This window comes from Streptomyces sp. NPDC033178 (assembly GCF_055577685.1).
In genome coordinates this window covers 492276-516204 of sequence record NZ_JBVIPT010000003.1, presented here as the reverse complement: position 1 = coordinate 516204, position 23929 = coordinate 492276, and the positions used below count along the sequence as shown (strand labels likewise).

Below are 23929 nucleotides of genomic sequence, written 5' to 3'. Positions count from 1 at the left end.
GGGTTCACCGCCATGCCAGAGATCACGAGCCGCAGAGGACTGCTCTTCGGCACCGCCGCCGTCTCGGCCGGTGTCCTCCTCGCCGGTTGCACCAGCAACGAATCCGACGACGAGCCGGCCTCCAACGACCAGCCCGCCGCCGACGACAAGCCCGGCAAGCAGGTCACCATCGGCTTCGCCGGCCCGCAGGCCGACCACGGCTGGCTCAACGCGATCAACGACAACGCCAAGAGCCGCGCCAAGAAGTACAAGGACGTGACGCTGGAGATCACCGAGGGCTCCAACGACACCGCCCAGCAGATCGGCCAGATCGAGACGCTGATCAACAAGAAGGTCGACGTCCTGGTGGTGCTGCCCGCCGACGGCAAGGCGCTCACCCAGGTCGGCCTCCAGGCCATGCGCGCGGGCATCCCGGTCGTCAACCTCGACCGGATCTTCAACTCCCCGCAGGCGTACCGCTGCTGGATAGGCGGCGACAACTACGGCATGGGCCTCAACGCCGGCCACTACATAGGCGAGAAGCTCAAGGACAAGAAGGGCGCGCGGGTCATCGAACTCGCGGGACTCGACAACCTGGAACTGACGAAGCAGCGCACGCAGGGCTTCGACGCGGCCCTCAAGAACTACCCGAACATCAAGAAGGTCGCCCGCCAGGCCGCCGAGTTCACCGTCGAGTCGGGACAGGCCAAGATGTCCCAGCTCCTGCAGGCCCAGTCGAACTTCGACGCCCTGTGGAACCACGACGACGACCAGGGAGTCGGCGCCCTGCGCGCCATCGAGCAGGCCGGACGCGACGACTTCCTGATGGTCGGCGGCGCGGGCGCCCTGTCCGCCATGCAGGCCATCGAGTCGGACAACAGCGTCCTCAAGGCCACCGTCCTCTACCCGCCCACCATGGCCGCGTCCGCGATCGACCTCGCCCGCGCCCTCGGCCAGAGCAAGGGCATCGGCGGCCTCGCCGAGTTCGAGATCCCGGCGTCCCTGACGCTCTACTCGGCGGTCGTCGACAAGGACAACGTCAAGCAGTACCTGCCCACGGGCTTCAAGTAGGCCGCGCCCCAGTAGGGGCGCCCCGTCAGGGGCGCGGGACTGTGACGACGTGCGGCTCCGCCGCGTGGGCGCGAGCAGCCACAACGGACCCGCAGTCTTCACACCGCGCCAGGCGGAGCGCCCCCGCGCAACACCCCCCACCGCGCCACGACGAAGAGGAGGACCTCCGCATGGGACAGCCGCAGCAGCCCGACGAGGCACAGGCCGGGGCAGCGGCCGGAAGGCCGCCCCTGGGCGTGGGCATGGTCGGATACGCGTTCATGGGCGCCGCCCACTCACAGGGCTGGCGCACCGTGGGCCGTGTCTTCGACCTGCCACGCCGACCGGTCCTCGCCGCCGTCTGCGGCCGTGACGCGGGAGCCGTACGAGCGGCGGCCGACCGGCTCGGCTGGGCGGCCGCCGAGACCGACTGGCGGGCACTGATCTCCCGCGACGACGTCGACGTGGTCGACATCTGCACCCCCGGCGACAGCCACGCCGAGATCGCCGTCGCCGCGCTCGCGGCCGGCAAGCACGTGCTGTGCGAGAAGCCCCTCGCCAACACGGTCGAGGAGGCGGAGGCGATGGCCGAGGCCGCCCGGGCCGCCGCCGAGCGCGGCCAGGTGGCGATGGTCGGCTTCAACTACCGCCGGGTGCCCGCAACTTCGCTCGCCCGGCAGATGGTCGCCGAGGGGCGCCTCGGCACCCTGCGGCACGTACGGGTGACATACCTTCAGGACTGGCTGGTGGACCGGGAGTTCCCGCTCACCTGGCGGCTGCGCAAGGAGACGGCGGGCTCGGGAGCGCTCGGCGACCTCGGGGCGCACATCGTCGACCTCGCCCAGTACCTGGCGGGCGAGCCGGTCGTGGGAGTGTCCGCGCTCACCGAGACCTTCGTACGCGAGCGGCCGCTGCTGTCCGGATCCTCCAGCGGCCTCTCGGCGGCCGGAGGCAGCGAACTCGGAGCCGTCACGGTCGACGACGCCGCCCTGTTCACCGGGCGGTTCGCCTCGGGCGCTCTCGCGTCCTTCGAGGCCACCAGGTTCGCCACCGGCCGCAAGAACTCCCTGCGCATCGAACTCAACGGCGACAACGGCTCGTTGGCCTTCGACCTGGAACGCCTCAACGAACTCTCGTACCACGACGCGACCGAGCCCGGTACCCACGCCGGCTTCCGCCGCATCCTCGTCACCGAACCCGACCACCCCTACCTGGAGGCCTGGTGGCCGCCGGGCCACGGCCTCGGTTACGAGCACACCTTCACCCACCAGGCCCGCGACCTCGTGCACGCGATCGCGGACGGCGGGCAGCCGCTGCCCTCCTTCGCCGACGGGCTGCAGGTGCAGCGTGTGCTCGCGGCGGTCGAGGAGAGCGCCGAGAAGAACTCCGTCTACACCCCCATCGCGAGCTGAGGAAGGCCAGTCCATGCCGCGCAACTTCACGCTGTTCACCGGCCAGTGGGCCGACCTGCCGCTCGAAGAGGTCTGCCGGCTCGCCCGCGACTTCGGCTACGAGGGGCTCGAACTCGCCTGCTGGGGCGACCACTTCGAGGTCGACAAGGCGCTCGCGGACTCCACCTACCTCGACTCGCGCCGGGAACTGCTCGACAAGTACGGCCTCAAGTGCTGGGCCATCTCCAACCACCTGGTCGGCCAGGCCGTCTGCGACGCCATCATCGACGAGCGCCACCAGGCGATCCTGCCCTCCCGTATCTGGGGCGACGGCGAGGCCGAGGGCGTACGGCAGCGGGCGGCGGCCGAGATCGCCGACACCGCGCGTGCCGCGGCGGCCTTCGGCGTCGACACCGTCATCGGCTTCACCGGCTCCGCGATCTGGCACCTGGTCGCGATGTTCCCGCCCGCCCCCGAGTCGATGATCGAGCGCGGCTACGACGACTTCGCCATGCGCTGGAACCCCATCCTCGACGTCTTCGACACCGAGGGCGTGCGGTTCGCGCACGAGGTCCACCCGAGCGAGATCGCGTACGACTACTGGACAACTCAGCGCGCCCTTGAGGCCGTTGACCACCGGCCGGCCTTCGGGCTGAACTTCGACCCCTCGCACTTCGTCTGGCAGGACCTCGACCCGGTCGGCTTCCTGTGGGACTTCCGAGACCGGATCTACCACGTGGACTGCAAGGAGGCCCGCAAGCGCCTCGACGGCCGCAACGGACGGCTCGGCTCCCACCTGCCGTGGGGCGACCCGCGCCGCGGCTGGGACTTCGTGTCCGCGGGCCACGGCGACGTCCCCTGGGAGGACGTGTTCCGGATGCTGCGCTCCATCGACTACAAGGGCCCCATCTCGGTCGAGTGGGAGGACGCGGGCATGGACCGCCTCCAGGGCGCACCCGAGGCACTCACCCGACTGAAGGCGTACGACTTCGAACCTCCGACGGCGTCCTTCGACGCGGCGTTCGGCGGCAACGACTAGCCACCCCCCTCACAGAGTTCGTTCCGGGGTGACGGCGCACCCCGGCGCATCGCACCCGCATGTACAACCAGCCCCACTCTGGAGGCATTCCGTGCACGGGAACGACCACATAAGCACCACCAGAACCGAGAGCCACAGACGACGCCCGAGACTCCGACTGCGCAAGGCGCTCGCCCTGTTCACCGGTGCGCTCCTCGCGGGTGCCTCGCTCACCCTGGCCGCGCCGCCGGCGGGCGCCGCCGTCGCCGACCCGGCCGCCGCGCCGGCCGCGCCCGCGGCAGCCGAGGACTTCCAGCAGGTCACCCTCGCCAAGGGCGAACCCGAGGTCGGCGAGCCCATGTCGCTGGCCGTCCTCCCGGACCGCTCGGTCCTGCACACCTCGCGCGACGGCGAACTGCGGATCACCGACAGCGCCGGCAACACCAAAATGGCGGGCAAGCTCGCCGTGTACTCGCACGACGAGGAAGGCCTGCAGGGCGTCGGCATCGACCCCGGCTTCGCCGACAACCGGTTCATCTACCTCTACTACGCCCCGCCGCTCGACACTCCGGCGGGCGACGCCCCCGAGACGGGCACCGCGGCCGACTTCGCGCCCTTCGACGGCGTCAACCGGCTCTCGCGCTTCGTACTGAAGGCCGACGGCACCCTCGACAACGCCAGCGAGAAGAAGATCCTCGACGTCCCGGCGACCCGCGGCATCTGCTGCCACGTGGGCGGGGACATCGACTTCGACGCGGCCGGGAACCTCTACCTGTCGACCGGTGACGACTCCAACCCGTTCCAGTCGGACGGCTACACGCCCATCGACGAGCGCGCCAACCGCAACCCCGTCTTCGACGCGCAGCGCACCTCCGGCAACACCAACGACCTGCGCGGCAAGATCCTGCGCATCAAGGTGAACGCCGACGGTTCGTACACGGTTCCCGACGGCAACCTCTTCGCGCCCGGCACGGACAAGACGAAGCCCGAGATCTACGCGATGGGCTTCCGCAACCCGTTCCGCTTCAGCGTCGACAAGAAGACCGGCATCCTCTACGTCGGCGACTACGGCCCGGACGCCGGTGCCGCCGATCCCGCGCGCGGCCCGGCCGGCCAGGTCGAGTTCGCCCGCGTCACCGAGCCCGGCAACTTCGGCTGGCCCTACTGCACGGGCAACAACGACGCCTACGTGGACTACGACTTCGGCACGGGCGCGTCGGGGGCCTCCTTCGACTGCTCCGCGCCCAAGAACACCTCGCCCAACAACACCGGTCTGACGGATCTGCCCCCCGCCCAGACCGCGTGGATCCCCTACGACGGCGGATCCCTGCCCGAGTTCGGCAGTGGCTCCGAGTCCCCGATGGGCGGCCCGGTCTACGACTACGACGCCTCGCTCGACTCCCCGGTCAAGTTCCCGGAGGCGTACGACGGGGACTTCTTCGCCGGGGAGTTCGGCCGCCGCTGGATCAAGCGGATCGCCTCGGACGACAGCGGCACCGTGCAGTCCATCAACGACGTGCCGTGGACCGGCACCCAGATCATGGACATGGCCTTCGGCCCGGACGGCGCGCTGTACGTCCTCGACTACGGCCTCGCGTGGTTCGGCGGCGACGAGAACTCGGCCCTGTACCGGATCGAGAACGCGACCGACGGTCACTCGCCAGTGGCACAGGCCGCGGCCGACCGCACCTCGGGACAGGCCAAGCTGAAGGTCAAGTTCTCCTCGGCCGGCACCACGGACGCCGACGGTGACGCCCTCACGTACAGCTGGGACTTCGGCGACGGCGGCAAGTCGACGGCGGCGAACCCTACGTACACGTACAAGAAGAACGGCACCTACACGGCGACGCTGACCGCGAAGGACACGACCGGGCGGACCGGCAGCGCGAGCGTACGGATCGTCGTCGGCAACACCGCGCCGAAGGTGACCCTCCAACTCCCCGAGGACGGACAGCTGTTCAGCTTCGGTGACGCCGTGCCCTTCAAGGTCAAGGTGACCGACCCGGAGGACGGCAGGTCGATCGACTGCGCCAAGGTGAAGGTCAGCTTCGTCCTCGGCCACGACAGCCACGGCCACCCGCTGACCACCGCGAACGGCTGCTCCGGCACCATCCAGACCAGCGCCGACGGCGGCCACGATGAGGACGCGAACATCTTCGGTGTCTTCGACGCGGAGTACACCGACAACGGAGGCGGCGGCCAGGAGGCGTTGACCACGCACGACCAGAACGTCGTCCAGCCCAGGCACCGGCAGGCCGAGCACTACGGCAAGTCCGAGGGCGTCACGATCCAGACCAAGGCCACCGCACACGGCGGAAGGACCGTCGGTGACATCAACAACCGCGACTGGATCTCCTTCGAGCCGTACGTCCTGAGCAACGCCACGAAGATCACGGCGCGCATCTCCTCCGGCGGCACCGGCGGCAAGCTGGAGGTCCGCGCGGGCTCGCCCACCGGCCGCCTGCTCGGCACCGCGACCGTCCCGGTGACCGGCGGCTGGGAGAACTTCCAGGACGTCAGCGCCAATCTGAGGAACGCGCCGCGTGGCACCACCACGCTCTACCTCGTCTTCAAGGGGAGCGGTACCGGAGCCCTGTACGACGTGGACGACTTCACCTTCACAACCCGCTGAGGGAGGTGCGCCATGCGAGCAACTGGCCGAACAGTGACCGCTGTCGTCGGCGCCACCCTGCTCATCGGGTGTGTGTCGGGGCCGGCGGCGTCGAAGGGATCCTCCTCCGACTCGTCGCCGCCGTCCGGGACTTCCGCTTCGAAGAAGCCCTCGAAGGGTGAGCGGGTCCTGGTGTTCTCCAAGACCGCCGGGTTCCGGCACGACTCGATCCCCGAAGGGGTCGCCGCGGTGAAGAGCCTCGGCGCCGATAACGGGTTCGCGGTGGACGCCACCGAGGATGCGCGAGCCTTCTCCTCGCGCAACCTCGCCCGGTACGACGCCGTGGTGTTCCTCTCCACGACCGGGGACGTCCTCAACGAGGCCCAACAGCGGGCCTTCGAGGGCTACATCAAGCGCGGCGGCGGATATGTGGGCATCCACGCGGCCGCCGACACCGAGTACGACTGGGAGTTCTACGGCGGCCTCGCCGGCGCCTACTTCCAGTCGCACCCGGCGATCCAGCCCGCGCGGATCGAGGTCGAGGACCGGGCACACCCGGCCACCTCGCACCTCGGTGAGTCCTGGAACCGTACGGACGAGTGGTACAACTACCGCTCCAATCCCCGGGACCGGGCCCACATCCTGGCCTCGCTCGACGAGTCGTCGTACAGCGGCGGCACGATGAGCGGCGACCATCCGATCGCCTGGTGCCAGGAGTACCGGGGCGGCCGCGCCTTCTACACCGGCAGCGGTCACACCAAGGAGTCGTACGCCGATCCCGCCTTCCGGCAGCACCTGCTGGGCGGCATCCGGTGGACCGTCGGAGCCGCGGAGGCCGACTGCCGCCCGGAGAAGGGGTATTCACCCCTCTTCGACGGGACCGCCGAGTCACTGGCGGACTGGAAGCAGGCGGGACCGGGCTCGTTCTCGCTCTCGGGCGACGGCACACTCACGTCGTCCGGCGGCCTGGGCATGCTCTGGTACGCGGACCGCGGCCTCGGCTCGTACTCGCTGAAGCTCGACTGGAGGATGGCGAGTGCCTCCGGGGACGACAACTCCGGTGTGTTCGTGGGCTTCCCTGCCTCCGACGATCCCTGGTCGGCCGTCAACAACGGCTACGAGGTCCAGATCGACGCGTCCGACGCCCCCGACCGCACCACCGGGGCCGTGTACAGCTTCCAGTCCGCCGACATCGGGAAGCGCGACCGTGCGCTGAACCCGCCGGGGGAGTGGAACACGTACGAGATCCGCGTGGAGGGCGAACGACTCCGCGTCTGGCTCAACGGCGTGAAGATCAACGATTTCACCAACACCGATCCGGCGCGCAGCCTGCGTGACGGTCACGTCGGCATCCAGAACCACGGAGCCGAGGACCAGGTGTCCTTCCGGGACATCCGGATCAAGGAACTGCCGGCGCGATCCGGCGCGCAGGGCGATTGAGCGGCGGCGGGCGGGGGACGCCGGACCTCCGCCCGCCGTCTTGTCCCCTCCATCTGTCCCCTTCGCGGCAGCTGACTTTCCCGGCTGCCGATTCCGGCTCGCTTTCCCGGCTTGCGTTTCCGGCTTGCGAATGACCTCACGTACGACAAGGAGGCTGCCCATGTCCGCCGAATCCTCCGTCTCCCCGCCGCGGGTGGGAGTGTGGCTGATCGGAGCACGTGGCTCTGTCGCCACCACGGCCGTCACGGGCTGCGCCGCGGTGACCGCGGGGCTGCACCCACCGACAGGCATGGTCACCGAGACCCCCGCGTTCGCCGACTGCGGGCTGCCCCCGCTGTCGTCCCTCGTCTTCGGCGGTCACGACACGGTGGACTGCCCCCTGCCGAAGCGTGCGGAGGCGCTCGCCGCCGGGGGCGTGCTGCCGCCCGGACTTCCGGCGGCCGTCACAGCCGAACTCGCCGCCGCCGACCGGGAGATCAGGCTCGGCGGCCCGCTGTCCGGTGAGACGCGCGACGAGGACGAACTGGTGGAGGCCCTGGCCCGCGATATCCGTGACTTCACGAGCCGATGCGGACTGGACCGCACGGTCGTGGTCAACGTGGCGTCCACGGAACCCGTGCCCACCGGCGCGCAGCTCCCGGCCAGCTCCCTGTACGCGGCGGCCGCGCTGCGGGCGGGCTATCCGTACGTCAACTTCACTCCGTCCATGGGCCTGCACCACCCGGCACTGGCGTCCGCCGCCGCGGAGTCCGGGCTGCCGTACGCGGGCCGGGACGGCAAGACCGGCCAGACCCTCCTGCGGTCGGTCCTCGGCCCGATGTTCGCGCAGCGCGCGCTGGCCGTCCGCGCCTGGTCCGGTACGAACCTGCTGGGCGCCGGTGACGGCGCGGCCCTCGCCGATCCGGGGGCCGCGGCCGCGAAGAACGCGGGCAAGGAACGCGTCCTCGCCGACACCCTCGGCGGGGTTCCCGAGGGCGAGACCCACATCGACGACGTGCCTTCGCTCGGCGACTGGAAGACCGCCTGGGACCACATCGCCTTCGACGGCTTCCTCGGCACCCGGATGGTCCTCCAGACGACCTGGCAGGGCTGCGACTCCTCCCTCGCGGCCCCGCTGATCCTCGACCTGGCCCGCCTGGTCGCCCGGGCCCACGAAGCCGGCCTGTCCGGCCCGCTGTCCGAACTCGGCTTCTACTTCAAGGACCCGGTGGGGGAGGGGCCCGCTGCCCTGGGCGAGCAGTACGCGGAACTGGTGGGGTTCGCGGGGCGGTTGCGGGGGGCCGGGGATCCACCGCGGGGCCTTGGGGATCCGCAACCGCCTTCGGGCGAGCGGCCGGGCTTCTCGGTCGAGCGGCCTGCCTCTTCGGGCGAGTGGCGAGGCCTTTCGGGTGAGCGGCGATGAGCGGGAGGGGGCGGCCGGTGTCGCAGGACGCGAGCCCGGGTGGGCCGCACACCGGCCCGAGCGACGAACTGCACGCCGGCCCGGGCCAGCCGCACGGCAGCCCGAGCGAGCTGCACGCGAGCCGGAGCGAGCCGCACGGCAACCCGAGCGAGCTGCACGCGAGCCGGAGCGAGCCGCACGGCAACCCGAGCGAGCTGCACGCGAGCCGGAGCGAGCTGCACGGCAGCCCGAGCGAGCTGCACCCCGGCCCGGGCCAGTTGCGCACGAGCCCGGTGTCACTGGAGGCGGACCTCGCGGAACAGCAGGCGAGTTCTGGGGCGCGGAGGGTGAGCTCGATGCCACAGGAGGACGCCGCGAGGGCGGCATCACCACGGACCGCGAGGCAGGGAGTGAACGTGAACGCCTGGGTGGAACTCCTGCGCCTCCCCGCCCTCTTCACGGTCCCCGGCGACGCGCTCGCTGGCGCCGCCGCGGCCGGGGCGCGCCCGAACCCCCGAACCCTGGTGGCCATAGCTTCCTCCCTCTGCCTGTACGAGGCCGGCATGGCCCTCAACGACTGGGCCGACCGCGCGGAGGACGCCGTGGACCGCCCGCACCGCCCCCTGCCCTCCGGCCGCATCAGGCCGGCCGCGGCCCTGGCGGCGGCCGGCGGCCTGACGGCGGCGGGCCTGGCCCTGGCGTCCACGGCGGGCCGCCGACCCCTCGCGGTCGCCGGCGCGCTGGCGGCCACGGTCTGGTCGTACGACCTGGTCCTCAAGCGCACCCCCGCGGGCCCCGTGGCGATGGCCGCGGCCCGCGCCCTGGACCTCCTGCTCGGCGGGGTGGCCGCCAACGGCGACATGCGCAGGGCACTGCCCTCCGCACTGGCCCTGGGCGCCCACACCCTGGCCGTCACCACGGTCTCCCGCCACGAGACCCAGGGCGGTTCACCGTGGGCTCCCTTGAGTGGATTGGCCACGACGGCGGCACTGGCCTGGTCCATCTCCCGCGACGCCCCGGCACGGGACCGCCACCCGGGATGGGACCGCCACCCGGCACGGGACCGCCACCCGGGATGGGACGGGCACCTGGGACGGGATCGGCAGTCGGCGAGGGGCCGGCGGTCGGCACGGGACCGGCACCCGGCGCAGGGCTGGAATCCGGTACGGGACCGGCAGCCAGGACACACGGCGGCAACCGCCGCGAACCTCGTGTCCCTGCGCGGAGCACTCGCCGCCGTCTACGCGGCGACCGCCGCCCGCCCTCTCTTCCACGCCGCCCTCAACCCGTCACCTCAGCTCACCCAACGGGCTGTCGGCGGAGGGATCCGAGCCATGATCCCTCTGCAGGCCGCCCTCGCGGCCCGCTCCGGCGCTCCGGTCACCGCACTGCTGACGGCGGCGCTCGCTCCGGCCGCCCGCCGGTTCGGCCGGAAGGTGAGCATGACATGAGCCTTCGGCCGAGCCCCTGCCCCACCGCGCACCCCCTCCGCTACTCCTACGGCACCAACGGCCTCACCGACCTCCGCCTGGACGACGCCCTCTCCCTTCTCGCCGACCTCGGCTACGACGGCGTCGGCCTGACGCTCGACCACATGCACCTGGACCCACTCGCCCCCGACCTCGCGGCCCGCACACACAAACTGGCCCGCAGACTGGACGAGCTCGGCCTGGGCGTCACCATCGAGACCGGCGCCCGCTACGTACTCGACCCGAGGCGCAAGCACGGCCCGTCCCTCCTCGACCCGGACCCGGCCCAACGCGCCCGCCGCGCCGACCTGCTCGTCAGAGCCGTCCAGATCGCCACCGACCTCGGCGCCCACGCGGTCCACTGCTTCAGCGGCATCCTCCCGAAGGACACGGCCACAGCCACGGCGACGGCCGAAAGCGCGGACGCCGAAGCAGCTGTCGGCGAAGCGGCCGAGGACGCCGCCTGGAAGCGCCTCGCCGAAACCCTCACCCCCGTCCTCGACGCCGCCACCGCCGCCGGAATCCCGCTCGCCGTCGAACCCGAACCCGGTCACCTACTCGCCACCCTCGACGACTTCCACCGTCTGCGTACCGCCCTCGGCAGCCCCGACGCCCTCGGCCTCACCCTCGACATCGGCCACTGCCAGTGCCTCGAACCCCTCTCACCCGCCGACTGCGTACGCGCCGCCGCCCCCTGGCTCCGCCACGTCCAGATCGAGGACATGCGGCGCGGCGTCCACGAACACCTCCCCTTCGGTGACGGAGAGATCGGCTTCCCTCCCGTACTCGAAGCCCTCGCCGCCGTCGGCTACCAGGGTCTGGTCTCCGTCGAACTGCCCCGCCACTCCCACGCGGGCCCCCAACTCGCCCAGCAATCCCTCCCGTTCCTCCACCACGCGGCCGCCGTCTCCACACCCCCGGACGCCGACCGGCCGCCGATCCCCGGCGAGGGCTCCACCGCCTCCGAAGGGAGAACCCCGTGAAGGACCTCCACGACGACCTCGGCACCCCGACGGACGTCGCCCCGCCGCCCCTCGCAGCCCTGCACACCCGCCTGAACGGACGGCTCGACGGCGCCGCCCGCGCCTGGCTGGACCAGGCCCTCGACGAGGCGGCCGCCCACCCGGGCACCCACGGGCCCATCTCCGTCTGGGAGTTGCGGATCGCCGAGGCCGGCCGCCGCTGCGGCCCCGACCACGCGGAGGCGGCCCGCATTCTCCTGCTGCACGCGGCCCGGGCCGACGTCACCACCCTCGCCCGCGTCTACCGTCAGGGCACCGCCGACGAACGCCGCGCCGTCCTCCAGGCACTGCCCCACCTCGTGCCGGGCCCCGACGCCCTGCCGATCGTCGAGGACGCCCTGCGCACCAACGACACCCGGCTCGTGGCCGCCGCCGTCGGTCCGTACACGGCCCTGCACCTGGATGCCCACAACTGGCGGCACGCCGTGCTCAAGTGCCTGTTCACCGGTGTCCCCGTCGAGGCGGTGGCCGACCTGCCCCGCCGCGCCCGCGCCGACGCGGAACTCGCCCGCATGCTCGCCGACTACGCCGACGAACGCATCGCCGCGGGCCGCCCCGTACCCCATGACCTGCACCGCGTCCTGTCCCTGACCGAGCACCCGGCCACCCCGCCCGGCACCGACGCCCCCCACGGCAGCGACGGCAAGGAGTCCTGATGCGCATCTTCGACCCCCACATCCACATGACGTCACGGACCACCGACGACTACGAAGCCATGCACGCGGCCGGTGTCAGAGCCGTCGTCGAACCCGCCTTCTGGCTCGGCCAGCCCCGCACCTCGGTGGCCTCCTTCCTCGACTACTTCGACTCCCTCCTCGGCTGGGAACCCTTCCGCGCCGCCCAGTACGGCATAGCCCACCACTGCACTCTCGCCCTCAACCCCAAAGAGGCCAACGACCCCCGCTGCGTGCCCGTCCTCGACGAACTGCCCCGGTATCTCGTCAAGGACCACGTCGTGGCCGTCGGCGAGATCGGCTACGACTCGATGACCCCCGCCGAGGACACCGCCCTGGCCGCCCAGCTCCAGCTCGCCGCCACCTACGAGCTGCCCGCGCTCGTCCACACCCCGCACCGCGACAAGCTGGCCGGTCTGCGCCGCACCCTCGACGTGGTCCGGGAGTCCGCACTGCCCCCGGACCACGTCCTGATCGACCACCTCAACGAGACCACGGTCAAGGAGGCCAAGGACGGCGGCTGCTGGCTCGGCTTCTCCGTTTATCCGGACACCAAGATGGACGAGGAACGCATGGTCGCGGTCCTGCAGGAGTACGGGCCGGAGAAGGTGCTGGTCAACTCCGCGGCCGACTGGGGCAGGAGCGACCCGCTGAAGACCCGCAAAGTCGCCGACGCCCTGCTGAAGGCAGGGTTCACCGAGGACGACGTCGACCAGGTGCTGTGGCGCAACCCCGTCGCCTTCTACGGACTCAGCGGACGCCTCGACCTGGACGTCGCCGGCACGGACGCCACCCACGAGGGCAACTCCATCCTCCGCGGCGTCCCGAAAGCCGACCCCGGGACCGCCCCCGGGACAGACCCGAAAGCCGACCCCGGGACCGCCCCCGGGACAGACCCGGACACCGACCCCGGGACCGCCCCCGGGACAGACCCGGACACCGCCCCCGGGACCGACCCGGGCACCACTCCCAGGACCGCCTCCACGACGACGGGGGCGTGACCCATGCGCTTCCGCCACCCCGACGGCTCCACCGTCCACCTCGCCTACTGCACCAACGTCCACCCCGCCGAGACCCTCGACGGAGTCCTCGCCCAGCTCCGCGACCACTGCGAACCCGTACGCAAACGCCTCGGCCGCGACCGTCTCGGCATCGGCCTGTGGCTCGCCAAGGACGCCGCGCACGCCCTCGTCAGCGACCCCTCCGCCCTTCGGGGGCTGCGCACCGAACTCGACATCCGCGGCCTCGAAGTCGTCACCCTCAACGGCTTCCCCTACGAGGGATTCGGCGCCGAGGAGGTCAAGTACCGTGTCTACAAGCCGGACTGGGCCGACCCCGAGCGGCTCGAACACACCACGGCCCTCGCCCGCGTGCTCGCCGGCCTCCTCCCCGACGACGTCACCGAAGGCACCATCTCGACCCTGCCGCTCGCCTGGCGCACGGTGTACGACGACAGCCGTGCCGCCCGGGCCCACGCGGCCCTGACCACCCTCGCCGAACGCCTCGACGCGCTGGAGGAGCTGACCGGCCGCTCCATCCGTATCGGCCTGGAGCCGGAGCCGGGCTGCACCGTCGAGACCACGGCCGACGCCATCGCCCCGCTCACCGCGATCGGTCACCCCCGCATCGGTGTCTGCGTCGACACCTGCCACCTCGCCACCTCCTTCGAAGATCCGAACACCGCCCTGGACGCGCTTGGCGCCGCCGGCGTCCCCGTCGTCAAGTCCCAGCTCTCGGCCGCCCTGCACGCCGAACACCCCCACCTCCCCGAAGTCCGCGAGGCCCTCGCCGCCTTCGACGAACCCCGCTTCCTGCACCAGACCCGCACCCTCACCGCCGCCGGACTCCGCGGGACCGACGACCTCGGCGAGGCCGTCAAGGAGGACGCTCTGCCCGACGCCTCCCCGTGGCGCGCCCACTTCCACGTCCCGCTGCACGCGGCACCCGACGCGCCCCTCACCTCCACGCTGCCCGTACTCAAGGACACGCTGACCCGACTGGTCGGCGGCCCGCACCCGCTGACCAGCCACCTCGAGGTCGAGACCTACACCTGGCAGGCCCTCCCGCCCGAGCTGCGCCCCCGCGCCCGCGCCCAGCTCGCCGACGGTATCGCCGCGGAACTCACCCTCGCCCGAGACCTGTTGACGGACCTCGGCCTGAAGGAACTCCCATGAGCACCCACGAGACCCCGGCAGCGCCGGCCGGCACCGACGGCTCCACGAGCCCCACCCCGCTCCTCGTCCTCGACGTCGTCGGCCTCACCCCCCGTCTCCTCGACCACATGCCCCACCTCAAGACCCTCGCCCAGTCCGGCTCGCAGGCCACCCTCGGCACGGTCCTGCCCGCCGTCACCTGCGCCGCCCAGTCGACGTTCCTCACCGGCACCCACCCGTCCGAGCACGGCATCGTCGGCAACGGCTGGTACTTCCGCGACCTGGGCGACGTACTGCTGTGGCGCCAGCACAACGGACTGGTGTCCGGGGACAAACTGTGGGACGCCGCCCGCCGCGCGCACCCCGGCTACACGGTCGCCAATATCTGCTGGTGGTACGCCATGGGCGCCGACACCGACATCACCATCACCCCTCGTCCGATCTACTACGCCGACGGCCGCAAGGAACCCGACTGCTACACCCGGCCCCCGGCCCTGCACGACGAACTCACCGAGAAACTCGGCACGTTCCCGCTCTTCCACTTCTGGGGTCCCGGCGCCGACCTCGTCTCCAGCCGCTGGATCATCGACGCCACCCGGCACATCATCCGCACCCGCCACCCGGACCTGACCCTCTGCTACCTCCCTCATCTCGACTACGACCTGCAGCGCTTCGGCCCCGACGACCCGCGCTCCCTCAAAGCGGCCGCCGATCTGGACGCGGCCATGGCCCCCCTCCTCGACGACGCCCGGGCGGAAGGCCGCACCGTCGTCGCCCTGTCCGAGTACGGCATCACCCGCGCGGACCGTCCCGTCGACATCAACCGCGCGCTGCGCCGCGCCGGACTCCTCGAAGTGCACACGCAGGACGGCATGGAGTACCTCGACCCGATGGCCTCACGTGCCTTCGCCGTAGCCGACCACCAGATCGCCCACGTCTACGTACGCCGCCCCGAGGACATGGAGGCCACGAAAGCGGCGCTCGCCGATCTGCCCGGTATCGAGCAACTCCTCGACGACGAGGGCAAGAAGATCCACCACCTCGACCATCCGCGCTCCGGCGAACTCGTCGCCGTCGCGGAGCCGGACGCCTGGTTCACGTACTACTACTGGCTCGACGACGCCCGCGCGCCCGACTTCGCGCAGCTCGTCGAGATCCACCGCAAACCCGGCTACGACCCGGTCGAGCTCTTCATGGATCCGCTCGACCCGTACGTCAAGGTCAAGGCCGCGGGCGCGCTGGCCCGCAAGAAGCTCGGCATGCGCTACCGCATGGCGGTCGTGCCCCTCGATCCCTCACCTATTCGAGGCAGCCACGGCCGCCTCCCCCTGAGCGACGACGAAGGTCCGCTCATCATCTGCTCCACCCCCCGCGCTGTCGGCGACCGCGTCGCGGCCACCGATGTGAAATCCCTGTTGCTCGACCTGGCCGGCCTCGGGTGACAGCACCCGGGAGCGACCGGACGGGCGATTACGAAAAGTGAAACACACGGCACCGACAGTGCGTTCGGCCTGTGGATAACCGGCACACCGCACGGCAACCGTCACAGCCGGACCTCTGACGAACATGGCTGGGCCCCTGCCGAACACGGAGGGCCCCTACCCGAAAGAGAGACACCGTGACCGCGTTCAACGACGAATCCGGAACCGGCGACGCCCTGCGTCGCGCGCTCGGCGTCAACCGCCGCCGCTTCCTCAGCACCTGCACCGTCGTAGCCGCCGGGGCGATCGCCGCCCCGGTGCTGGGCGCCTCACCAGCCCTGGCCCAGGACCGGGGCAGAGGCCACGACCACGACCACGACCACGGTCGCGGTCACGTCCTCGTTCCGCCGGGCAAGCGCGGCATCATCCTCTACACCGTCCGCGACGCCACGGCCCGCGACCCGCTCGCCTCGGACCTGCCCTCCGGCTTCCGCGAGGTGTTCAAGCAACTGGCCCGCCACGGATACCGTCAGGTGGAGTTCGCCGGCTACAACCAGCACGCCAACGCGCCCGGCGGCGCCAGCCTGGAGTCCGTCGCGGGCGCCAAGCTGCTGCGCTCCTGGCTCGACGACTACGGCCTGCGCGCCCAGGGCAACCACGGCTTCATACCGTCCTCCTGGCCGCTGACCAGCGCCGATCTGGACAACTTCAAGAAGCACCTGGAGATCGCCAACATCATCGGCATGGACCACATGGGCACCGGCGGCGACCCCACCGGCAGTTCCTACCCGGCCGACTGGGACGTGGCGGCCGACAAGTGGAACGCGCTGGGCAGGATCGCCCGCCGCGAGGGCATCAAGCTGTACACGCACAACCACGACTCCGCCTACGGCTTCCTGCTCGACGGAGGCCCGCTGGACGCCCAGGGCCGGCCCACCCGCAGCTCCGGCATCCGCAAGCTGGAGTACTTCCTGAAGGCCACCGACCCGAAGCTGGTCTGGCTGGAGATGGACATTTTCTGGGCACACGTGGCCCAGTACAAGTTCCACACCTACACCGCCCACGACGGCTCCACCCGCGAGAAGGTCTTCGACCCGGCGGGGCTCGTCGCTCGCAACAACAAGCGCTACCCGCTGTTCCACGCCAAGGACGGTGTCGTGAGCACCACCAACGGCATGGGCTACGACATGGTGCCCTTCGGAACAGGCGTCATCGACTACACCACGTTCTTCTCGCGGGTCGGGGAGCGGAACTACCACAACCCGATGGTCGAGGACGACAACTCGCCCAGTGCCACCGACCCCGCACAGTCGCTGCGCGAGGCCAAGATCAGTTACGACAACCTCGCGGCCCTCCGGGCAAGGCGCCACTGACCCCGGACACACAGCGAACGGTCCTCCCCACGCGGTGTCGTGGGGAGGACCGTCGGCGTTTCCAAGGACAGAATTCCAAGGACAGAAGCAGTTCGTGGAGGTTCTAGAGCGTCGGGGACGTGTGCGGCGGACACAGTGCGGGACGGTTCCGCACCGCAGGGTTCATGAGGGGGCATCCCCCCACCGGTTCGATTCGCCTCCTCGCCGGTTCAGGCCATCTCCTCGCCGATCGGGTGCGGGTTGGGCACGACGCGCTTGGGGCTCGGGCGGCCCGGAGCGCGCAGGAAGAGCGCGAGGACCGCGGAACCGAGACCGATGCCGCCTGCCAGTGCGAAGGCGCCTCCGTAGCCCCAGGTGCTCACGACGACCGCTCCCACGCCGGAGCCGACGAGACCGGAGATGAGCTTGGAGCTGTAGACCATGCCGTAGTTGGAGGCGTTGTTGTTCTCACCGAAGTAGTCCGCCGTCATGGCCGCGAAGAGCGGGAAGATCGCGCCGCCGCCGAAGCCCGAGACCATAGAGCAGACGAGGAAGAACGGCATCGAGCCCATGTTCCCGGAGAAGAACACGCCGAACTGCGAGCAGCCGAGGACGATACAGACGATGACGAGTGTGTTCCGGCGGCCGTAGCGGTCCGAGATCCAGCCGATGACACCACGTCCGGTGCCGTTGACGATGGCCTTGAGTGACATCGCGGTGGCCACGATGCCGCCCGCGAACCCCATCTCCTTTCCGAACGGCACCTGCATGGCGATGCCGAAGATGTTGATACCGGCCGTGCACAACAGGCAGAACCACATCATCCACAGGACGGGCGTCCTGGCCGCCTCCCGCGGTGTGTACTGCTTGACCGCCGGCGGGTTCTTCGCCAGTGCCCGCACGACCCGCGGGTCGTCGGAGGTCTTCAGCGGGTCGACGTGTGCGGGCCACCAGTTCTTCGGCGGGTCCTTGAAGAACCAGCCGGCGACGGCGACGACCGTGCAGCAGATCACGCCGACCATGACCAGCACGGTCTCGTAGTTGGACAGGTCCATGTACGAGGTGAACAGGAACACGAAGGGCACGGAGCCGTAGGCGAAACCGCCGTTGACCATGCCGGTCTTGCCGCCCTTGCGCTCCGGATACCACTTGCCGACCATGTTCACGCAGGTTGCGTAGACGAGGCCGGCGCCGATGCCGCTGAACATGCCGAAGCCTATGTAGGCGACGATCACGTGTGGCGCGTACGCCAGCGAGATGTAACCCAGGATCGTGCCGAGTGCGCCGAGCATCATGGCGTACCGCGCGGGCAGCTTTCCGCTCTCGCGCAGCTGGCCGGCCGGGAAGGCCACGGCCGCCTGGAAGAACACCCAGACGCCCATCAGCCAGAAGATGTGCCCACTGTCCCAGAGGTGGGCCTCGTGCAGGGTGTCCTCGGCGGATGTGAACGCGTACTCCGAGGAGCTGATGCCCATCATGCCCATCCAGGGGAAGAGCACCATGGTCCAGCGTGGTCGCCCCATGATGTCCCGGTCGGTCTCACCGATCCGATACAGGCGGCCGTTGCGGTCCGTCACCTCCCTGTAGGGGACGGGTGTCGTGAAGTCGGTGGTTGTCATGTCGCGTAGCACCCCTTGCGTCGAAAGATCTGGCCAGCGCCCCCTGTCCAATTCCTTTCGTGTGCGCACGGGTCCCGGGGCGGGCCGACGCGCACCGTCGGCCCGCCCCTTCACCGGGTCAAGTCATGAACCGCCCCCCAACAGCGCCCGCCACGCGCCGCCGCCTCACAACAGCCCCGCAGCCCGCGCCCAGCGGTACTTCGCGCCGAGCACGGCCACCGGCTTCTCGGTCGTGTACGGGTATGCCACGACCCCGTGCTCGTAGAGGTACTGGCAGGCCTCCTCGACCTCGACATCGCCCGCGAGCGACGCCACGACGGGCTTCTCGATCCCGCGCTCCCTGAATTCGGCCACCACGCGCGCGGTGAGCTCGGCGAAGACCATGGGAGGGGTCACGATCGTGTGCCAGTAGCCGAGGACCAGCGAGTGGATCCGCGGGTCCTCAAGACCGAGCCGGATCGTCGCCTCGTACGTCGACGGCGGCTCGCCGCCCGTGATGTCCACCGGGTTGCCGGCCGCGCCGAAGGGCGGGATGAACTTCCGGAAGGACGCGTCCAGGTCCGGCGGGATCTCCATCAGGGAGAGGCCGTTGTCGGTCACCGCGTCGGACAGCAGTACGCCACTGCCGCCGGCGCCCGTGATGATCACGATGTTGTCGCCCTGAGGAGTCGGCAGTACCGGCAACCCGCGCGCGTACTCCAGCATTTCGTTCAGACCGGGCGCCCTGATGACACCGGCCTGCTTCAGGATGTCCTCGTACACGGCGTCGTCGCCCGCGAGGGCGCCCGTGTGCGAGCCCGCGGCCTTGGCGCCGGCCGCCGTACGGCCCGCCTTCAGGACGACCACCGGCTTCTTGGGGACGGTCGCCCGCGCGGCCTCCACGAAGGCGCGTCCGTCCTTGAGGTCCTCCAAGTGCATGGCGATGCACTTGGTGTTGGGGTCCTCGCCGAACCAGGTCAGCAGGTCGTCCTCGTCCAGGTCCGACTTGTTGCCGAGCCCCACGATCGCGGAAACACCCGTCTTCGTAGTGCGCGCGAAGCCCAGAATGGCCATCCCTATGCCACCGGACTGCGAGGTGAGCGCGACGCCGCCCTTGACGTCGTACGGCGTGCAGAACGTGGCGCACAGGTCCTGCCACGTCGAGTAGTAGCCGTAGATGTTCGGCCCGAGCAGCCGGACGCCGTACCGCTCGCCGATGGCCACGATCTCGTCCTGGAGCTCGTGCTCACCCGTCTCCGCGAACCCGGAGGGGATCAGGACGGCGTTGGGGATCCCCTTGCGTCCCACCTCCTCCAGGGCCGAGGCAACGAACTTGGCGGGAATAGCGAAGACCGCCACATCCACCTCACCGGGAACGTCCGTGACACTCTTGTACGCCTTGCGGCCCAGAATGTCATCGGCCTTGGGGTTCACCGGGTGGATCTCCCCGGAGAAGCCGCCGTCGATGAGGTTGCGCATGACCGAATTGCCTATCTTGCCCTGCTCGTTGGAGGCGCCGATCACGGCCACCGACGACGGCTGCATCAGCCGGCGCATGGTGGTGAGGATCTCGTCGCGCGTGTACTTGCGGCGGGGCTTGGCCACTTCCTCGGCGAGGATGACCCGGATGTCCGCGGCCACCGCTCCCTCCGGGGTGGCGATCACCGGGTTGAGGTCCACCTCGGCGATCTCCGGGAAGTCCGCGACCAGTTCGGAGACCCGGCGTATCTGCTCGGCGATCGCCCACCGGTCCACCGCCGGAGCGCCCCGCACACCGCGCAGGATCTCCGCGGCGCGGATCGAGTCCAGCATCGACAGCGCCTCGTCCGCGTCCACGGGCGCCAGCCGGAACGTGACGTCCTTGAGGACCTCGACGAGCACACCGCCGAGCCCGAAGGCCACGACCTTCCCGAACGTCGGATCGGTCACCGCACCGACGATGACCTCCTGCCCCTGGGGGAGCAGTTCCTGGACCTGTACGCCCTCGATACGGGCCTGGGAGTCATAGGCCCGGGCGTTCTCGATGATCTTGTGGAAGGCGGCGCGCACGTCCGTCGCGCCCTCCACTCCGACGATCACGCCGCCGGCGTCGGTCTTGTGGAGGATGTCCGGGGACACGATCTTCATCACGACGGGCCCGCCGAAGCGCGCCGCGTACGAGACCGCCTCGTCGACGTCGGTCGCCAGCTCCTCGCCGGGGACGGCGATCGCGTACGCGTCGGCGATCACCTTGCCCTCGGGCGCGGTCAGCGCCGTCCGCCCCTCGGCCCGCACGGCTTCGAGGAGCGTACGCACCCTCAACACCCGGTCTTCGGCCATCAATCAGATCACTCCGTTCGACTTGAGCAGGCGCAGCTCCTCGTCGCCGAGACCCAGCTCGCCGACGTACACCTCTTCGTTGTGCTCGCCGAGCAGCGGCGAACTGGTCACGTCCACGGGGGAGTCGGAGAGTTTCAGCGGGCTGCCCACGGTCACGAAGTCGCCCCGCTCGGGGTGCGGCACCGTCACGACCATCTCGTTGGCCACCAGCGACTCGTCCTCGATGATCTCCTTGGTGGAGAGGATCGGGCCGCAGGGGATGTTGTGGGCGTTGAGCTGCTCAAGCACCTGCCACTTGGGGAGCGTGGACGACCACTCCTCGATGAGCTGGAACATCTTGGTGAGCTGGGGGAGGCGGGCCTCCGGGGTCGCCCACTCGGGGGCGTCCGCGAGTTCGGGGCGCCCGATGAGCTCGGTGATGGGCTTCCAGCCGACGGGCTGCACGATGACGTACACGTAGTCGTTCGGGCCGCCCGGCGCGCACTTGACCGCCCAGCCGGGCTGACCGCCGCCGGACGCGTTGCCCGACCTGGGAACCTCGTCGCCGAAGTCGTCGTTGGGATATTCAGCCAGCGGCCCATGCCCGAGGCGCTGCTGGTCCCGCAGTTTCACCCGGCACAGATTCAGCACGGCGTGCTGCATCGCCACGTTCACGCGCTGCCCGCGCCCCGTGTTCTCCCGCTGGAACAGGGCGGCGAGGATCGCCGCCACCGCGTGGATGCCCGTGCCCGAGTCACCGATCTGGGCCCCCGTCGCCAGCGGCGGCCCGTCCTCGAAGCCGGTGGTCGACATCGACCCGCCCATGGCCTGAGCGACGACCTCGTACGCCTTGAAGTTGGTGTACGGGCCGTCCCCGAACCCCTTGATGGAGGCATAGACGATCCGCGGATTGATCTCCTGGATGCGGTCCCAGGTGAAGCCCATGCGGTCGACCGCGCCCGGTCCGAAGTTCTCGACCATGACGTCGGAGCGCCGGATCAGCTCGGTGAGGATCTCCTTGCCGCGCTCGGTCTTGGTGTTGAGGGTGATGCTCCGCTTGTTGCAGTTGAGCATCGTGAAGTAGAGGGAGTCGACGTCCGGGAGGTCGCGCAGCTGCTTGCGCGTGATGTCTCCGGTCGGCGCCTCCAGTTTGACGACGTCCGCGCCGAGCCAGGCGAGCAGCTGGGTGGCGGAAGGGCCGGACTGGACGTGCGTCATGTCGAGGACGCGGATGCCTTCGAGTGCCTTGGTCGAGGCCGCCGGCGTCGAGGCCGTCGGTATCGTCGCTGTCAACGGGTCCACCTCACTTGTACATCGTCTGGTTCATGGTTCCGGGGGCGTACGCGTCCGGGTCGACCCAGACGTTGATCAGTGACGGCTTGCCCGACTCGCGGGCGCGCTGGAGGGCGGGGGCGATGTCGGCGGGGTCGCGGACCTCCTCGCCGTAACCGCCCAGCATCTGGGCGAACTTGTCGTAGTGGACGTCGCCGAGGGTGTTGCCGACCCGCTCGCGCTCCAGGCCGTACTTGGCGGCCTGGCCGTAGCGGATCTGGTTCATGGAGGAGTTGTTGCCGACGATGCCGACGAACGGGAGGTTGTAGCGGACGAGGGTCTCGAAGTCCCAGCCGGTGAGGGAGAAGGCACCGTCTCCGAAGAGGGCGACGACCTCCTTGTCGGGCCGTGCCTTCTTGGCGGCGAGCACGAACGGGACGCCGACGCCGAGCGTGCCGAGCGGTCCCGGGTCCATCCAGTGCCCGGGTGACTTGGGCTGCACGACCTGACCGGAGAAGGTGACGATGTCGCCGCCGTCGCCGATGTAGATGGAGTCCTCGGTGAGGAAGTCGTTGATCTCGCTGACCAGGCGGTACGGGTGGATCGGCGAGGCGTCCGACTTCAGGTTGGGCAGCCGCTTCTCGATGGCGGTCTGCTCGGCGGCGCGCAGTTCGTCGAGCCACTCCTTGCGCTTCGACCCGCCCCCGTTGATGCGCCCGGAGGCCGCCTCGGCGACCGACTTCAGGACGAGTCCCGCGTCACCGACGATCCCGAGGTCGATGTCCCGGTTCTTGCCGACGGTCCGGTAGTCGAGGTCGATCTGCACGACGGTCGCGTCCTGCGACAGCCGCTTCCCGTAGCCCATGCGGAAGTCGAAGGGCGTGCCGACGATGACGATGACGTCGGCGTTGGAGAAGGCGTACCGGCGCGAGAGCTGGAAGTGGTGCGGGTCCCCGGGCGGCAGCGTGCCGCGCCCGGCGCCGTTCATGTAGGCGGGGATGTTGAGAGCGCGTACGAGGTCGATGGCGGATTCGGTGCCGCGGGTCGTCCACACCTGGCTCCCCAGCAGGATCGCGGGCTTCTCGGCGTGCACGAGCAGGTCGGCGAGCTTCTCGATGGCCTCGGGGTCACCGGCCGAGCGGGTCGAGGCCCGGTAGTGGCCGGCGGCGGGGACCCGGGCCTTCTCGACCGGCACCTTGGCGTCGAGGACATCGCGCGGGATCTCCAGGAAGGACGGGCCGGGCGCCCCGTGGTAGCACTCGCGGAACGCCATCGACACCATGTCGGCGGCCCGCGCGGTGTCTGGCACGGTCGCCGCGAACTTGGTGATCGGCGTCATCATGTCGACGTGCGGCAGGTCCTGCAGGGACCCCATCTTGTGCTGGGTGTGGGCCCCCTGGCCGCCGATCAGCAGCATCGGGGACTCCGCGCGGAAGGCGTTGGCGACACCCGTCACGGCGTCGGTCGTGCCGGGACCGGCGGTGACGACGGCGCAGCCGGGCTTGCCGGTGATGCGCGCGTAACCGTCGGCGGCGTGGGCGGCGACCTGTTCGTGGCGTACGTCGACGACCTCGATGCCTTCGTCGACGCAGCCGTCGTAGATGTCGATGATGTGGCCGCCGCAGAGCGTGTAGATGACCTCCACACCCTCCGCTTTGAGTGCCTTGGCGACCAGGTGCCCACCGGAGATGAGGTTCTGGCTGTTGTCGTCGGGCATGGCGAAGTCCTGTCCCTTCGTAGGGGATTGGGCGCGCGGAAGTGCAGGTCGGACGTGGTGCGCGCACTGTTCGTGGATGCCGT

At 70.3% G+C, this 23929-nt stretch carries 17 protein-coding genes; 13 read left to right on the top strand and 4 right to left on the bottom strand.

Annotation, left to right across the window (positions count from 1 at the left end):
• Positions 1 to 12: 12 nt before the first annotated feature.
• From ACZ5VQ_RS09560 to ACZ5VQ_RS09500, 13 genes are all read left to right on the top strand, one after another.
• Positions 13 to 1050: a substrate-binding domain-containing protein gene (locus ACZ5VQ_RS09560; RefSeq protein WP_469104406.1), complete on the top strand. Its 1038-nt coding sequence runs from the start codon at positions 13 to 15 to the stop codon at positions 1048 to 1050.
• 170 nt (positions 1051 to 1220) lie between these two features.
• Positions 1221 to 2441: a Gfo/Idh/MocA family protein gene (locus ACZ5VQ_RS09555; RefSeq protein ID WP_469104405.1), complete on the top strand. Its 1221-nt coding sequence runs from the start codon at positions 1221 to 1223 to the stop codon at positions 2439 to 2441.
• A gap of 13 nt (positions 2442 to 2454) precedes the next feature.
• Positions 2455 to 3459 (top strand): sugar phosphate isomerase/epimerase family protein, encoded by a 1005-nt coding sequence (locus ACZ5VQ_RS09550; protein WP_398894207.1) that lies wholly within the window; start codon positions 2455 to 2457, stop codon positions 3457 to 3459.
• Positions 3460 to 3550: 91 nt separating this feature from the next.
• Positions 3551 to 6070 (top strand): PQQ-dependent sugar dehydrogenase, encoded by a 2520-nt coding sequence (locus ACZ5VQ_RS09545; protein ID WP_469104404.1) that lies wholly within the window; start codon positions 3551 to 3553, stop codon positions 6068 to 6070.
• Between the two features lie 12 nt (positions 6071 to 6082).
• Complete coding sequence (locus ACZ5VQ_RS09540; RefSeq protein WP_469104403.1) at positions 6083 to 7489, top strand: ThuA domain-containing protein; 1407 nt, start codon at positions 6083 to 6085, stop codon at positions 7487 to 7489.
• Between the two features lie 160 nt (positions 7490 to 7649).
• A complete protein-coding gene (locus ACZ5VQ_RS09535; RefSeq protein WP_469104402.1) occupies positions 7650 to 8891 on the top strand; it encodes an inositol-3-phosphate synthase in 1242 nt (413 codons plus the stop codon).
• A 335-nt stretch (positions 8892 to 9226) separates the two neighbouring features.
• Complete coding sequence (locus ACZ5VQ_RS09530) at positions 9227 to 10321, top strand: SCO3242 family prenyltransferase (RefSeq protein ID WP_469104585.1); 1095 nt, start codon at positions 9227 to 9229, stop codon at positions 10319 to 10321.
• A complete protein-coding gene (locus ACZ5VQ_RS09525; protein ID WP_469104401.1) occupies positions 10318 to 11322 on the top strand; it encodes a sugar phosphate isomerase/epimerase family protein in 1005 nt (334 codons plus the stop codon). Before ACZ5VQ_RS09530 ends, ACZ5VQ_RS09525 begins: the two co-directional genes overlap by 4 nt.
• A complete protein-coding gene (locus tag ACZ5VQ_RS09520; RefSeq protein ID WP_469104400.1) occupies positions 11319 to 12017 on the top strand; it encodes an EboA domain-containing protein in 699 nt (232 codons plus the stop codon). The genes ACZ5VQ_RS09525 and ACZ5VQ_RS09520 overlap by 4 nt, the downstream gene beginning before the upstream one ends.
• Positions 12017 to 13036, top strand: a complete 1020-nt coding sequence (locus tag ACZ5VQ_RS09515; protein WP_469104399.1) for a TatD family hydrolase — start codon at positions 12017 to 12019, stop codon at positions 13034 to 13036. The genes ACZ5VQ_RS09520 and ACZ5VQ_RS09515 overlap by 1 nt, the downstream gene beginning before the upstream one ends.
• A gap of 3 nt (positions 13037 to 13039) precedes the next feature.
• Positions 13040 to 14209: a metabolite traffic protein EboE gene (gene eboE / locus ACZ5VQ_RS09510; RefSeq protein ID WP_469104398.1), complete on the top strand. Its 1170-nt coding sequence runs from the start codon at positions 13040 to 13042 to the stop codon at positions 14207 to 14209.
• A complete protein-coding gene (locus ACZ5VQ_RS09505) occupies positions 14206 to 15630 on the top strand; it encodes a nucleotide pyrophosphatase/phosphodiesterase family protein (protein WP_469104397.1) in 1425 nt (474 codons plus the stop codon). The genes eboE and ACZ5VQ_RS09505 overlap by 4 nt, the downstream gene beginning before the upstream one ends.
• Positions 15631 to 15806: 176 nt before the next feature.
• On the top strand, positions 15807 to 16982 hold the full coding sequence (locus ACZ5VQ_RS09500) for a sugar phosphate isomerase/epimerase family protein (RefSeq protein WP_469104396.1): 1176 nt from the start codon (positions 15807 to 15809) through the stop codon (positions 16980 to 16982).
• 209 nt (positions 16983 to 17191) lie between these two features.
• On the opposite strand, the gene ACZ5VQ_RS09495 is transcribed toward ACZ5VQ_RS09500, so the two are convergent.
• The 4 genes from ACZ5VQ_RS09495 to ACZ5VQ_RS09480 all read right to left on the bottom strand — a co-directional run bounded on the left by ACZ5VQ_RS09495 (position 17192) and on the right by ACZ5VQ_RS09480 (position 23846).
• Complete coding sequence (locus tag ACZ5VQ_RS09495) at positions 17192 to 18580, bottom strand: OFA family MFS transporter (RefSeq protein WP_469104395.1); 1389 nt, start codon at positions 18578 to 18580, stop codon at positions 17192 to 17194.
• 165 nt (positions 18581 to 18745) lie between these two features.
• Positions 18746 to 20878: an acetate--CoA ligase family protein gene (locus tag ACZ5VQ_RS09490; protein WP_469104394.1), complete on the bottom strand. Its 2133-nt coding sequence runs from the start codon at positions 20876 to 20878 to the stop codon at positions 18746 to 18748.
• A 3-nt stretch (positions 20879 to 20881) separates the two neighbouring features.
• Entirely contained in the window at positions 20882 to 22159 is a 1278-nt protein-coding gene (gene frc, locus ACZ5VQ_RS09485; RefSeq protein WP_469104393.1) for a formyl-CoA transferase, read from the bottom strand.
• A gap of 1 nt (position 22160) precedes the next feature.
• Positions 22161 to 23846, bottom strand: coding sequence for a thiamine pyrophosphate-binding protein (locus ACZ5VQ_RS09480; RefSeq protein ID WP_362076650.1), 1686 nt, complete (start codon positions 23844 to 23846; stop codon positions 22161 to 22163).
• Positions 23847 to 23929 lie beyond the last annotated feature (83 nt).

What these genes read in the sequence shown, in the direction of transcription:
- ACZ5VQ_RS09560 (WP_469104406.1), top strand. Translation starts at nt 13, where the DNA reads ATGCCAGAGATCACGAGCCGCAGAGGACTGCTCTTCGGCACCGCCGCC.
- ACZ5VQ_RS09555 (WP_469104405.1), top strand. Translation starts at nt 1,221, where the DNA reads ATGGGACAGCCGCAGCAGCCCGACGAGGCACAGGCCGGGGCAGCGGCC.
- ACZ5VQ_RS09550 (WP_398894207.1), top strand. Translation starts at nt 2,455, where the DNA reads ATGCCGCGCAACTTCACGCTGTTCACCGGCCAGTGGGCCGACCTGCCG.
- ACZ5VQ_RS09540 (WP_469104403.1), top strand. Translation starts at nt 6,083, where the DNA reads ATGCGAGCAACTGGCCGAACAGTGACCGCTGTCGTCGGCGCCACCCTG.
- ACZ5VQ_RS09535 (WP_469104402.1), top strand. Translation starts at nt 7,650, where the DNA reads ATGTCCGCCGAATCCTCCGTCTCCCCGCCGCGGGTGGGAGTGTGGCTG.
- ACZ5VQ_RS09530 (WP_469104585.1), top strand. Translation starts at nt 9,227, where the DNA reads ATGCCACAGGAGGACGCCGCGAGGGCGGCATCACCACGGACCGCGAGG.
- ACZ5VQ_RS09525 (WP_469104401.1), top strand. Translation starts at nt 10,318, where the DNA reads ATGAGCCTTCGGCCGAGCCCCTGCCCCACCGCGCACCCCCTCCGCTAC.
- ACZ5VQ_RS09515 (WP_469104399.1), top strand. Translation starts at nt 12,017, where the DNA reads ATGCGCATCTTCGACCCCCACATCCACATGACGTCACGGACCACCGAC.
- eboE (WP_469104398.1), top strand. Translation starts at nt 13,040, where the DNA reads ATGCGCTTCCGCCACCCCGACGGCTCCACCGTCCACCTCGCCTACTGC.
- ACZ5VQ_RS09505 (WP_469104397.1), top strand. Translation starts at nt 14,206, where the DNA reads ATGAGCACCCACGAGACCCCGGCAGCGCCGGCCGGCACCGACGGCTCC.
- ACZ5VQ_RS09495 (WP_469104395.1), bottom strand. Translation starts at nt 18,580, where the DNA reads ATGACAACCACCGACTTCACGACACCCGTCCCCTACAGGGAGGTGACG.
- ACZ5VQ_RS09490 (WP_469104394.1), bottom strand. Translation starts at nt 20,878, where the DNA reads ATGGCCGAAGACCGGGTGTTGAGGGTGCGTACGCTCCTCGAAGCCGTG.
- ACZ5VQ_RS09480 (WP_362076650.1), bottom strand. Translation starts at nt 23,846, where the DNA reads ATGCCCGACGACAACAGCCAGAACCTCATCTCCGGTGGGCACCTGGTC.